The organism is Prochlorococcus sp. MIT 1318 (assembly GCF_047304505.1).
In the GTDB taxonomy this organism is placed as follows: domain Bacteria; phylum Cyanobacteriota; class Cyanobacteriia; order PCC-6307; family Cyanobiaceae; genus Prochlorococcus; species Prochlorococcus marinus_D.
The window spans coordinates 253,979-267,400 of the sequence record NZ_CP138958.1; the positions used below are offsets into that span (position 1 = coordinate 253,979).

Sequence of the window (13,422 nt, forward strand, 5' to 3'; positions counted from 1 at the left end):
TCAAACCTCATAAAAGCTTCGATACCACTGAGAAAAGCACTCAACCCCCTCTGCGATTGGGGTCGACGGCCGAAAATCCACCCAGGCCTCAAGAGCAGATGTATCAGCAGCGGTGGCCATCACATCACCAGGTTGCATCGGTTGTAAGTCCTTCACCGCTTCTCTCCCGAGAGACTTCTCCAAGAGCTCAATAAAATGCATCAACTCAATGGGCTGGCTATTACCAATATTGAAAAGACGGTGGGGTACAGCAGCGGTGGCTGGATCAGGGTTACGCGGATCGAAGCCTAAGTTTGCGCTAGCAGGCTTGTCGCAACAACGAAGTAGCCCTTCAACGATATCGTCGATATAGGTGAAATCACGCTGCATCTTGCCGTAATTGAACACCTTGATGGACTCGCCAGCAAGAATCGCCTTGGCAAAGAGCATCGGAGCCATGTCCGGGCGGCCCCAAGGTCCGTACACAGTAAAAAAGCGCAATCCTGTAGCAGGCAAGCCATACAAATGGCTATAGGTATGAGCCATCAATTCATTGGCCTTCTTGGTGGCCGCATAGAGACTCACCGGGTGATTCACAGGCTGTTGCTCGTGAAAAGGCAAGTTGCGATTGCCACCATATACCGAGCTACTTGAGGCATACACCAAGTGCTGCACTCCATGATGACGACATCCCTCAAGGATATGACCGAAGCCCACCAAATTGGCCTGAATGTAGGCCGCAGGGTTCTCCAATGAGTAGCGAACCCCTGCCTGAGCCGCCAAATTAACGACCACCTGAGGCTTCTCAGCCTTAAACAGTTCCTCTATGCTTGCACCATCTTCCAAGGCTATTGGGTAAAAAGTCCAAGATGCTTTAAGGGAAGCCGCTTCAATCTGAGCAAGTCGTGCCCGCTTCAAAGACGGATCGTAGTAGTCATTCAGGTTGTCAATGCCAATGACACGGTCACCCTGGGCTAACAGCCTCTGCACGAGGGCAGCACCAATGAATCCTGCAGCACCGCTAACAACAACGCATCGACTCATACAGCACCATCTCCAACTCGCCAAAGCATCAAACCAGACGATTTCACAGCTTCTGGATCGACAACAGCGCGAGCATCAAACAGCCAGGCAGGTTGACGCATCAAAGGGGCCAAGGCGACCCAATCAAGCTGTCTAAACTCATGCCACTCCGTGAGGATCAGCGCAGCATCAGCACCAGCGACTGTATCGGCAACGCTAGTGCCGGACCACCAGGTTCCTTCGCCGCTAAGGGCGGCACGAGTAGGGCCTGCCTGGACATCTGGCGGGGAACTAGCCGACAGCTGCAAATCAAACGCAATCTGTTGCGGATCCACCTTCGGATCATAAATAGCCAGCTGAGCACCCTCCTCCAGCAGATCATGTGCAATACGAATCGCCGGCGCTTCTCGAGTGTCGTTGGTCTCTGCTTTAAAAGCAAAGCCGAGCAGTGCCAGCCGCTTACCTGTAATCGTTCCAAAAAGCTTTTGAACCACCAAACGAGAAATGCGGTGCTGCTGCCAAGTATTGAGAGCCACCACGTTTTCCCAATAGTCCGCCACATCCGGCAAACCAAAATGACGACAGAGATAAACCAGATTGAGGATGTCTTTCTGAAAACAACTCCCACCAAACCCAGGCCCAGCTTGAAGGAACTTGGAGCCAATGCGAGAATCGCTTCCAATAGCTCGCGCCACCTCACGCACATCCGCACCAGTGCGTTCGCAAAGAGCCGCCACTGAGTTAATGGAACTGATGCGCTGAGCAAGAAACGCATTAGCGGTGAGCTTGGAGAGCTCACTGCTCCAAAGATTGGTAAGCAGAATTTTCTCAACTGGCACCCAATGGCCATAAATCTCTGCCAAAGACTGAATGGCAACGGGGTTTTCACCACCGATCAACACACGGTCCGGCGACTCCAAATCACGAATCGCCGTGCCCTCGGCAAGGAACTCTGGGTTGGACAACACAGAAAAACTGATCGGTAGCTCTCCATCAACCGCCTGCCGCTGAGCGGCCTCAAGAATCGAACGTACAACTTCAGCGGTTCGCACTGGCAGCGTGCTTTTCTCAACCACAATCGTGTGACCCTGCGCAGATTGAGCGACCTGACGAGCGCAAGCTTCCACCCAACGCAGATCACTGGCCTGACCGGCCCCCAGCCCTTTTGTTTTGGTTGGTGTATTCACCGAAATGAACACCATGTCAGCAGCAGAAATCGCAGCGTCCACCTGCGTAGAGAAAGTGAGATTGCGCCCGCGAGCCCGGTCGACCACCGCATCCAACCCAGGCTCATACACAGGCAGTTTGCTGAGATCAAGGTCATTCCAAGCTGCAATGCGGGCCTCATTGAGGTCCACCACGTTCACCTGTATATGTGGACAGCGATCGGCAATCACCGCCATAGTCGGACCGCCGACGTAACCCGCACCAATGCAACAGATGTTGCGGATCGGAAAGGCAGTCATAGCGGTGTAAACAGCGAGTTCAACAAAAGATGAGGGGAGAAACCTGCTCAGTCATGGCAAAAGATTACGTGGAACCTCAGCCTGGAAAGAAAGTTATACGACGTCATTCTCGAACCAAACGAACAAGACCAGTGACATCGTCGAGTCGATGGAGTTGATCGATGGGAGTCGGATTGGCTTGAGTTGTTGCCTCCTGCAAATACTTAAGGCGTGCCTCGCCCCGCTCGACCTCATCATCACCAATCACCAAGGCCCAGGTAGCCCTACTGCGACCGGCACGCTTGAACTGCTTATTAAAGGCAGCTCCAGAACTATCCAGCTCCACCATGAGCCCCGCAACCCGTAGCTGATGGGCAATGACCAGGGCAACTCGTTCCGCCTGCTCTCCCCGATTCACCACATAAAGATCAGGCCTCGTGGAAGCCGTTAAGCGAGCAGCTGATCCAGTTGGATTAATACTTGCCGCAGCCTCAAGCAAAAGCATCAACCGCTCCATACCAAAAGCCCAACCAAAAGCGGGAGTGGGCGCCCCCCCTAACTGCTCAACCAACCCGTCATATCGTCCTCCCCCACAGACTGTGGCCTGGGCCCCAAGCTGATCGCTAGTGATCTCAAAAGCGGTGTGGCCGTAGTAGTCAAGGCCGCGCACAAGACGAGGATTGAGTTGGAAAGGGATCTGGAGAGCCTCCAAGTCAACCTGAACCTCCTCAAAGCGGGCCTTACTTTCCACGCTGATCGCCTCAAAAAGCGTGGGAGCATCCTGCAACAATTCACTTATTGCAGGGTTTTTACTATCAAGAATACGCAGTGGGTTGGTATACAAACGCTTGCGTGAATCGTCATCAAGCTGGTCAATGCGGGCTTCTAGCCACGCCACAAGCTCCTCTCGATACTTCTGTCTATCCTGAAGGGTGCCGAGGCTATTGATCTCCAGAACAAGACCTTGCACGCCCAAGTCGACCAGAAGTGCCCAGGCCAATGCAATGACCTCAGCATCACTACGAGGACTGCCAACCCCGAGATACTCCACACCAATCTGATAAAACTGTCGTTGCCGGCCAGCCTGAGGTCGCTCATAGCGAAACATTGGACCGCCATACCAAAGACGCTGTGGCCCCTGACTCAACAAGCCGTGCTGTAGAGCAGCACGCACAACAGAAGCGGTTCCCTCCGGCCGAAGGGTGCAGGATCGATCACCCCGATCAACAAAGGTATACATCTCCTTTCCAACAACATCCGTAGCTTCACCAATGCCACGTGCGAAGAGTTCAGTCACTTCCAGAAGAGGCGTGCGAATTTCCTGCAACCCTGCTCTGCGGAAGTGATCTCGCGCAACGCTTTCTACCGCCTGCCAGCACCTCGTCTGTTCCGGCAATAGATCCACCATTCCTCGCAGGCTCTGCAGCTGAGTCACACTTCACCGACAACCATTAGGCAGTCTGCCGGGCCAATGATCAGCAAGCTCGATAAACGAGGCAACCAAACAAGTTGCGCAATGACCCTGAACTGTTGGCGAGGCTGCCGGCCACTGGCAACCACCACCACGGATCAAGCCACAAGCGATCTGCCCAAGCCCAGCAAGCCTTGAAATCAACAGGGAATACCACCACCTTGAGCCCCTTACGCTCAAAAAGCCCTGAGCAGGACTCCTATGGAAAGTACCGCTCACAAGAAGAATCCTTATAGACAATGATGCGTTAACTGATCTCAACAACTGACTGATGGTGGTGGCCTCTGCTGCTGTATTCACCACTGGCGGAGTCCTGGCCATTGCGGTACCAATGTGGGCCTAAAAAAGCACCAGCGAAATACCACGCCAACAAGCAATTGAATGAGGCTCAATCACAGAGGCAAACGATTGATGCGCAAATTGCTGATCACGAGTCGAAAAGCTCTCGCAAGTAGGCGATGGTGGATCAAAGCCATCAATCTGGTTTATTTGATGCTGCCAACGAAATGCTGAAATACCAAATCAATACCTGACCGGCGCTGCAATTGAGCATCGCTAGGCAAGAGTTTATTCATTCATCGATAGAGAAGGATTGATTCGCTCGCACACCAGCTCAGCCAAGTTTCAGGTCATGACTTCAGCGAGGTCCCGAAGCCTTCGAAGTCTTGGATGGAGTTCAGGGTTGAGCTGCTGCCTTGACGACTCAGGTTCTGAACATTGATGGACAGCTCACTATCACAACGAAAGGGGGTCGACGATGCCCCGCAGACTCTGCAATGGCTCCTCTGGTCAGCTGATCATTTCAAGAGTCTTATGAAATGAAACAGGTACAGCTCCTAGCCTGACTGCCTAAGTCATTTAATTTGCGATGGCCGAGTTGTTGATCACGGGTGGTGCCGGGTTCATTGGCAGTCACACCTGCCTGGTGCTTCTGGAAGCTGGCCACAGGCTGGTAATACTCGACAACTTTTCCAATAGCTCAGCTATTGCCTCAAAAAGGGTAGCCGAACTTGCTGGAGTGGCCGCTCAAGAGCGAATGCTCGTATTGGAGGGCGATATCCGCAATAGCAACGATCTAGATCGCGCTTTTAACTCAATGGGAAACGGCATCGCGGCTGTGGTGCACTTCGCCGGGCTCAAGACAGTTCATGAATCAGTTCAGTTGCCACTGAAATACTGGGATGTGAATGTGGCTGGCAGCCGCTGCCTACTGGAAGCCATGCAACGGCATAACTGCCGCACGATTGTTTTCAGCAGCAGTGCAACGCTCTATGGCTATCCCGAGCAAATCCCAATCCCTGAAACGACTAGGGTGCAACCGATCAATCCATATGGTCAAAGCAAGGCAGCGGTGGAGCAGTTGCTAGCTGACCTGGCCTGCAGCGAGCCGGGTTGGCGCATTGCCAGATTGCGATATTTCAATCCAGTTGGAGCCCACCCCAGCGGCTGCATCGGCGAAGATCCCAAGGGAACACCCAACAACCTTTTCCCTTTTGTGAGCCAAGTAGCAGTAGGCCGGCGAGCGGAACTCCAAGTATTTGGAGCCGATTGGCCTACACCCGATGGGAGTGGTGTGCGCGACTACATCCATGTGATGGACTTAGCTGAGGGACACCGAGCTGCACTGGAGGTCCTGCAACGAGAGGAACCGCAACTCCTCACTCTTAATCTCGGCAGTGGCAAAGGCCACTCGGTGTTGGAAGTTGTGCAGGCCTTTGAAAAGGCAAGCGGCCAACCCGTTCCATACAGAATTAACCAACGCCGCGCTGGAGATGCCGCATGTAGCGTCGCAGATCCAAGACTGGCCGCTGAGCGGTTGGGATGGTACACGCAGCGCAGCCTGTCAGACATGTGCCGCGACAGTTGGAATTGGCAGAAGGCCAATCCACAGGGCTACAGCCAGAAACAACAATGAAGCCATTGTTGTTCCCCAAGACCAACACATAGCCAGACCAGACCTAAGGTCACCAAGTCGCTGTGATGCCCTTGTCCTGGCGCGATCCTCGCCGCAACTTGCTGACTTGTGTAGGCCTAGATCTGCTTGGCCTAGTGGGAGTCCTGGCTGGATTATCAAGCATCTGGTCACAACCGCTAACGGGACAGCTTGGTTGGATGGTGACGACAATCACGGCCTATTTACTACTGGGCTGGCTATTGGGCACATACACCCTGCTGAGCTGGCGCCATCTGCCCCGCTGGACACTGATCCAACGCCTTGGGCTTTGCCTGCTGACCACATTGATGCTGGTGGCGATCCTGCGCTGGGTGATCAATCCACCACTAGACATCTGGCTGGTGTACCGCAGCACCCAGATGTCATGGCTGCTACCAACAACACTGTGGTCACTCCTGGTGCGAGTCATTCTGCGCAAGGGGAGACTTCAGGCTGAAGAGCCGAAGCTGATCCTTCTATCCTCCAAAACGGAAGCAGATCAGACCCTTCAGGCCTGGCGAAAAACACCCACACGACTCATGCCTAAATGGCTATCTGCTGCAGAGGTAGAAAAACAACGAGGGCCATTAGTGATAGCGGTATCACCCAACCTGAGGCAGCACGCTGAGTACAAAAAATTACTGGAAAGATTGGAGCAACGCGACCCCCGCGAATGCAACCTGACAACACCTCTCGCCCTTGCAGAGCGACAACTCGAACGACTGCCTCCAAAGCTGCTGCCCGAAGCCTGGCTGAGCTATGCCGAAATTCCCTGGAGCATGTTGTTCAGCCCTCAACGCCAACTCAAGCGAGTAGCAGATGTGGTATTGGCAATACTGCTGTTGGCGGTGACGACACCGCTATTGCTGCTGCCTGCGGCCCTGCTGATCTGGTTAGAAGATCGCGGTCCGATCTTTTACATCCAGGAACGCAGCGGCTGGTTAGGCCAACCATTCATGGTTCTGAAACTCCGCACGATGAAAGTGCTACCACCTCATGCACCCATCAGCTGGACAATGCCAGGCGACCCACGCATTACCCGAATAGGCAACTGGCTGCGGCGCTCGCGCCTCGATGAACTCCCTCAGCTCATCAACGTGCTGCGTGGTGACATGAGCCTGATTGGACCGCGACCTGAACGTCCTGAAATAGAGCATGAACTGGAAGAAAGCATTCCCCACTACCGCAAGCGCCACTGGATGCGCCCGGGATTAAGCGGCTGGGCCCAGGTATGCGCCCCCTATGCCGCAAGTGTTGAGGATTCAGAGCTCAAACTCTCTTACGACCTCTATTACCTCAAATACTTCAGTAGCTGGCTAGATCTCATGATCCTGCTACGCACAATTAAAACGGTGCTCAAGGTGGGTGGTCGTTGAACATCTCGCCACAGGCAACACGTTCAACTGCCAATGCAATGCCAAGCCTCAACTCCATGCTGCGCTAATAAACCATGACGGCTGATCACCTCGTTCTGGCCGGGGGGGGACATAGCCATGCCTTGATGCTGCGTCGCTGGGCCATGCGTCCCCAACTCCGACCTGCAGGACTGATCACCCTGATCAATCGCCACAGCACCACCCTCTACTCCGGCATGGTGCCTGGTCTCATTGCCGGTCATTACAGACACAGTGAAATCGCGATCGACCTCCGTCGCCTCACCGACCGAGCTGGCGTAGCACTCATCATTGCCGAAATCACAGCAGTGGAGGCCCACCACAATCGCCTGCTCCTCGCCAAGCGTCCTCCCATACATTTTCAACGAATTAGTTTCGATGTGGGCGCCGAAACCTTCAACAAGGGGCCTTACCTTGAACGAAGCCAGACTGCATTGGCAATACCAATCAAGCCTTTGGAGCCTGCTCTGGCATGGCTTGAACAGCAAGACAGTCAGGTGCTGCTCAATAATTCCAGACCACTGACGGTGATCGGGGCTGGCCTGGCGGGAGTAGAAGTAGCGCTCGCCCTTCGTCAACGCTGGCCCAAACGCCCTTTAAATCTGCAAGCGCATCATGGGCAACCCAGACCAGCTCTAAAACAAGCCCTCGCCAAGGCCGCAATCGTAGTAGTGCCAAGCGGAACCCCCTTGAGTGGACCCGCCCTGCTCTGCACTGGCAGCCAAGCCCCCGCTTGGCTTGCTACCAGTGGCTTTCCCGTGGATCCCTTTGGACGTGTGCTCACCACTAAGACACTTCAAGTTATCAACCATCCTCACTGCTTCGCCGTCGGAGACTGTGCGGTGATTGATAAGGCCCAGCGGCCAGCCGCAGGTGTATGGGCCGTGCAAGCCGCAAAGCCTCTTGCCCAAAACTTAGAGCGGCTCAGCCGTAGACAACCGACCCGTCCATGGCAACCACAACAGCTTGCCTTGCAAATACTGGGAGGTCAGCTGACCTCAGGAAGGTTCACCGCCTGGGCTTTTTGGGGCAACCTGATCATCGGGCCCCATCCCTGGCTTTGGTACTGGAAAGAAGCTATCGATCGGCGCTTCATGGGTAGCTTTAACAAACTCCCAAACATGAGCGGAGTTCTCAAGCGACAGGAGAGCATGGCTTGCCGAGGTTGCGCAGCCAAACTGGCTGAGAAGCCTTTAAACCATGCCCTAAAGCAGGCAGGACTAGAAGCTCTTGGGCAACAACCTGAGGACGCTGCCTTGATTGCCAGCACATCATCAGGCGACAGCTTGCTGCAAAGTGTCGATGGTTTCCCTGCACTGATCAGCGACCCCTGGCTTAATGGTCGCTTAACCACACTGCATGCCTGCTCAGATCTTTGGGCCAGTGGTGCCGATGTGATCTCTGCACAGGCTGTCATCACCCTGCCCAAGGTGTCCTCTGAACTTCAACAAGAATTGTTGGTCCAAACGCTCAAAGGAATCCAATCAACCCTCGAACCGCAAGGCGCCAAATTAATTGGAGGGCATACCCTCGAAGCCCGCAGCATTCCGCCCCAACCAATCAATCTTGGTATCCAGCTCACCCTTAGCGTTAACGGCAAGATGGCTTCTGGGCGTGTGCCTTGGAGCAAAGGCAAGCTGCAATCGGGAGATGTCCTGCTGCTCAGCCGCCCCATAGGCAGCGGTGTGATCTTTGCTGCAGCCATGGCAGGAGAAGCTCACCCAGAGGATCTCGACGCTGCACTTGCGCAGATGACAATTAGCCAGCACAACCTCCTGAAAGCGCTGCGCAGCCTTGAAGAAAGACATACAGGAATGCAAACCATTCATGCATGTACCGACATCACCGGCTTCGGACTACTGGGCCATCTCGGTGAAATGCTCAGGGCAAGCAATCACCAACGCCATAGAGCAGGGCTACAACCTCTACGTCTCATCCTCGAAGCCGCCGCCATTCCCTCCCTGCAGGGTGCTCTACCACTACTCAAAGCTGGCTATTCGAGCACCCTGGCCCCAGCCAATCGCCGCAACTGGCGCTTGCTCAATCCAAGCATCAACAGCGAATCCCCACCGATCGAAATCGAACTGAACGATGTAACACCAGGCAGTGAACACCACCAGGCACTGCTCGAACTCATGGTGGATCCACAAACCTGCGGCCCATTACTCCTGGCCTGTTCAACCAAGATCGCCTCAGAACTTCTCAGGGATGGGCCTTGGCAACGCATCGGCCAGGTTCAGCCGATGTAGTGGTTGCTGCTCCTTCAATTAAAGTTCGCTACTGAGAGTCAACGACACTGGACGTCATCAGCGTGCAACGCATCACGCGCTTGTACTCAATCTGTGGGCCATCCTCCCGACATGTATACCCACCTTGTTCAGCTCTCTTGAACAGGGGGGCTTAAGCCGACAACGCATTGATTGGTCAGGACCACTACTCCCAGCCCAAAGCGCCGCCAGAACAACATCACCTCAACGCCACCTGCTGATCGATCAGCTCCAGCCTGAGCCGCTGTAATTCGGCCCCCAAAGCCGGACCGGGTCGCCAGCCCTGATCAATCAAAGCCTGTGCCGATACAGGAGACTTCACCTGCCGCCAACGCCCCCACCAACGCAGCAAGGGTCGCCACATCGGGACACCCAAGCAAACGCAAAGAGCAACCGCCTCTGGCTGCCAACCATTGCTCTCCAGGGTTTCGCACCAGCGAGCGGGCGACCACGTCGACAAACTCTCAGCGACCTCTAGCGAAGCCAACAAAATCTGCAATTCGGCCGCTTCCGCCAACAACCTTTGCTGCAATTGTGGCAACTGCAAGCGTTCTGCCATAGCCAGAGGATCCGCAGCTCCGGCCACCAATGCTGTCAGCAACGGCAGCTCCAAACGCCAGGCCCAGCGCATTCGACGATGCCAGTTTTGATCAGCCTGAAGGCCCTCATCAAGTAACACCAGAGCTCCCCAGTCCTGCAAATGAGCCACTGCCTTCTGCCAAGGCTCCCTTTCCAATAACAACTCCAGCTCCATGCGCAACCGCGTGGAAAGAGCTGGCGGTGCCAGCTTCGGCGCTTCGCCAGGACGCCAAGCCCAAGGCCAGGATTGAAGAGTGGAGCGCACCTGAGCAAGAGCCTCAGGCGCCAAAACAAAACCAAGCCGGGCCGCATAACGGGCCCCTCGCAAGACTCGCGTCGGATCATCCGCGACACTGTTTGAATGTAAAAAAACCAGCTGACGCATGGCTAAAGCTGCCCAGCCATCATGGGGATCCAACAAGGTCATCCCTGGCAACTCCCAAGCCATGGCATTCACCGTGAAGTCCCTTCGGGCTAAGTCTTCTTCGAGATGCCCCTCAGTGACCTGCGGGTTTTGTCCAGGAGATGCATAGGTTTCTTGCCGAGCAGTGGCTAAATCAAGCAAGACCCCATCAACCACAAGTTCTACCGTTCCGTAAACCCCATGCACACGCAGCTGCGGCAACTGCTCTGGCCCTAAATGACGGCGAAGCGCCTTAGCTAAAACCACCGCTGAACCCTCCACCACCAGATCAAGATCAGGCAAACCTCGCCAGGGATCAAAATGAACCCGATGCAACAGGCCATCTCGAACCGCACCACCCACCAAGGCAAGTCGTTTAATCCCAACCTCTGACGCAACTTGCTGCAGTACCGCCAACAAACCCATTGGCAAACCTGGTCCATCAAATCCAGGCTCTGACTTCACCAGACTCTCCATGGCGGTGGTATGCAGGAGAATTACCGCATCATCACGAACTTACAGTTTGTCTGCCCTCACCCGCTGCCTGCAGGAAGAGGCTGCCGCCATCGCCGTCGCTGCCGAACGACTGAGCAGCAGCCAGGTAGAAAAGGCATTGATCTTGCTTGAACGCTGTGGTGATCAACGCGCCAAATTGGTGATCACCGGCGTAGGCAAAAGCGGCATCGTTGCACGCAAAATCGCTGCCACCTTTTCCTCTATCGGCCTAATGGCCCTTTACCTAAACCCCCTCGATGCAATGCATGGCGATCTGGGAGTGGTCGCCCAAGAGGACGTCTGCCTACTGCTCTCCAACAGCGGTGAGACTGCTGAACTGTTAGAAGTGCTTCCCCACCTCAAACGACGTGGCACCGCTCGCATCGCTCTGGTTGGCAAGCCCGACTCATCGCTTGCACGCGGTAGTGACGTGGTACTTGAAGCAAGTGTTGATCGAGAAGTGTGTCCGTTGAATCTTGCCCCCACCGCCAGCACAGCGGTGGCCATGGCGATCGGTGATGCCCTTGCTGCGATATGGATGGAACGTCGCAACATCTCACCTGCAGACTTCGCGTTCAACCACCCAGCCGGTTCGCTCGGCAAACAGCTCACCCTCACCGCTTCGGACCTAATGGTGCCAGTTGAAAAGCTCCAGCCACTACACCCCAACACCAGTATGCAAGAAGTGATCTGCAAGCTGACCCAAGATGGTATTGGTAGTGGCTGGGTGGAAGACCCCTCCACCGCCGGACTGCTGCTGGGCCTCATTACCGATGGTGATCTACGCCGCGCCCTACGTGATCACAGTGCCGAGAATTGGGCCAGCCTCAGTGCTGCAGAGCTGATGACAGCCGATCCAATCACCGTGGACGCTGATCTGCTCGCAGTCGAAGCGATCAAACAAATGGAATGCAACCGTCGCAAACCCATCTCAGTACTGCCCGTCGTAGGCCCTGATAGCTCAGGCAATCTGTTGCTCGGACTACTACGGCTTCATGATCTGATTCAAGCAGGGCTGACATGAGCGGCACCACCCTGATCTCTCGAACCCACCCCCGTTACTGGAACCGAGAGCTGCAATGGCGACTGCAGTGGAAGGCATTAGCTTCCATCGATCTACTGGTGATGGATGTTGATGGAGTCCTTACCGATGGTGGGCTATGGCTTGATGCTCACGGCGAACTGCAAAAGCGATTTGATGTGCGCGATGGACTGGGACTACGACTGCTCCAACAAGAAGGGCTGACACTGGCCTTGCTGAGTGGTGGAAAAGGAGGAGCGACCGAGGCGCGCGCCAAGCAGCTCGGCATTCAGCACTATTTCGTTGGCATCAAAGACAAAACCGCAGCACTCGCAGAACTGCAGCAACAGCTCAACCTGTCGCAATTAAACACCGCATTTGTCGGCGACGACCTCAATGACCTCATCGTGCGCCCTCTGGTCAAGCTCTTGCTAGCCCCTGCGGATGCCTGTCGGCCCCTTCGATCTCAAGCCGATGCCGTACTCCAGCACCGTGGGGGGCATGGTGCCGTGCGAGAACTCGCAGAACGCCTACTAAAAGCCCGTGGTCAATGGCATCAACTGCGCAAGAAAGGCTGGAAGGACCGCAATGACTAAAACAAACTCGACGACACAACAAGGGGTCTTCCTTCTCGGGGTTGGCGCGCAAAAAGCCGGCACATCGTGACTCCATCTACAGCTACATAACAGAGCCGATGCAAATTTTAGCTTCTGCAAAGAGTTTCACATCCACGATGTATTCACTATGCCAAAGCTAGTCCGCTACAGACAACAACAAGGTTCATGGCTCAAGCCACGCACTTGGCGTCGCCAACGCTTCTTCAAGGGTACTGGGCGCTATTACGACTACTTTTACAATCTGCTAAGCCAACCTCATATCAACCTAACCGGAGACATTACCCCCTCCTATTCATGCCTAAGCGCCAATACCCTGATGACAATCAAACGTGAATTGACGCAACGCGGGATTCCTGTTCGACCGGTTTTTCTGATGAGTGACCCCATTGAACGAGTGATTTCCAGCCAACGCATGAAACTGCGTAAACGCGGACAAAAAGACCCATCGCAAGAGATAGAAGCCCTTCGGTCTCTTGTTAACAAACTGCCAAAACGAGTCTCGATTCGCAGTAATTACGCGCAGACTTTGGGCTCCCTAGACGAAGCCTTTGCTCACGAAAACTGCTTCATCAGCTTCTACGAAATATTGTTCACACAGAAAACTTACGCGAACCTATGCAAATTCCTAAACATTAACTACAAAGAGCCACGCTGGGGACAAAAGATCAATGTAAGTGCTACAAATGCTCTCATGCCAGAAAATATTATAGAGCAGCTAGGGCTGTGGTAATCGCCTATCTACTATGCAGTCAAAAATCAATTGCCGAATGTCAATATTGAATCAATATGGTCAAC

General features: G+C 54.4%; 11 protein-coding genes. 6 read left to right on the forward strand and 5 right to left on the reverse strand.

Features of this window, described 5'->3' with window-relative positions; all coding sequences use genetic code 11:
• The 4 genes from SIB66_RS01440 to SIB66_RS01455 form a co-directional block, all read right to left on the reverse strand.
• Positions 1-1,023, reverse strand: coding sequence for an NAD-dependent epimerase (locus SIB66_RS01440; protein WP_063407338.1), 1,023 nt, complete (start codon positions 1,021-1,023; stop codon positions 1-3).
• A complete protein-coding gene (locus SIB66_RS01445) occupies positions 1,020-2,468 on the reverse strand; it encodes a nucleotide sugar dehydrogenase (protein WP_063407339.1) in 1,449 nt (482 codons plus the stop codon). Before SIB66_RS01445 ends, SIB66_RS01440 begins: the two co-directional genes overlap by 4 nt.
• Before the next feature lie 103 nt (positions 2,469-2,571).
• On the reverse strand, positions 2,572-3,882 hold the full coding sequence (gene hisS, locus SIB66_RS01450) for a histidine--tRNA ligase (protein ID WP_063407340.1): 1,311 nt from the start codon (positions 3,880-3,882) through the stop codon (positions 2,572-2,574).
• 3 nt (positions 3,883-3,885) lie between these two features.
• Positions 3,886-4,239, reverse strand: a complete 354-nt coding sequence (locus SIB66_RS01455; protein WP_236070374.1) for a hypothetical protein — start codon at positions 4,237-4,239, stop codon at positions 3,886-3,888.
• Positions 4,240-4,786: 547 nt separating this feature from the next.
• Here SIB66_RS01455 and galE point away from each other — a divergent pair.
• The 3 genes from galE (at position 4,787) to selD (ending at position 9,494) form a co-directional block, all read left to right on the forward strand.
• Entirely contained in the window at positions 4,787-5,833 is a 1,047-nt protein-coding gene (galE, locus tag SIB66_RS01460; RefSeq protein ID WP_063407341.1) for a UDP-glucose 4-epimerase GalE, read from the forward strand.
• 62 nt (positions 5,834-5,895) lie between these two features.
• Complete coding sequence (locus tag SIB66_RS01465) at positions 5,896-7,227, forward strand: sugar transferase (protein WP_063407342.1); 1,332 nt, start codon at positions 5,896-5,898, stop codon at positions 7,225-7,227.
• Positions 7,228-7,301: 74 nt separating this feature from the next.
• Entirely contained in the window at positions 7,302-9,494 is a 2,193-nt protein-coding gene (gene selD, locus SIB66_RS01470; RefSeq protein ID WP_063407343.1) for a selenide, water dikinase SelD, read from the forward strand.
• 217 nt (positions 9,495-9,711) lie between these two features.
• Here selD and SIB66_RS01475 read toward each other — a convergent pair whose 3' ends face one another.
• Positions 9,712-10,971 (reverse strand): CCA tRNA nucleotidyltransferase, encoded by a 1,260-nt coding sequence (locus SIB66_RS01475; protein ID WP_063421917.1) that lies wholly within the window; start codon positions 10,969-10,971, stop codon positions 9,712-9,714.
• On the opposite strand from SIB66_RS01475, the gene SIB66_RS01480 reads away from it, so the two are divergent.
• From SIB66_RS01480 to SIB66_RS01490, 3 genes are all read left to right on the forward strand, one after another.
• The gene (locus tag SIB66_RS01480) at positions 10,970-12,013 is read left to right on the forward strand and encodes a KpsF/GutQ family sugar-phosphate isomerase (protein WP_063407345.1); all 1,044 of its coding nucleotides are present in this window, start codon (positions 10,970-10,972) and stop codon (positions 12,011-12,013) included. The genes SIB66_RS01475 and SIB66_RS01480 overlap by 2 nt on opposite strands.
• Positions 12,010-12,606, forward strand: coding sequence for a KdsC family phosphatase (locus tag SIB66_RS01485; protein WP_063407346.1), 597 nt, complete (start codon positions 12,010-12,012; stop codon positions 12,604-12,606). Before SIB66_RS01480 ends, SIB66_RS01485 begins: the two co-directional genes overlap by 4 nt.
• A gap of 148 nt (positions 12,607-12,754) precedes the next feature.
• Positions 12,755-13,357 (forward strand): sulfotransferase family protein, encoded by a 603-nt coding sequence (locus tag SIB66_RS01490; RefSeq protein ID WP_236073847.1) that lies wholly within the window; start codon positions 12,755-12,757, stop codon positions 13,355-13,357.
• Positions 13,358-13,422: the final 65 nt, after the last annotated feature.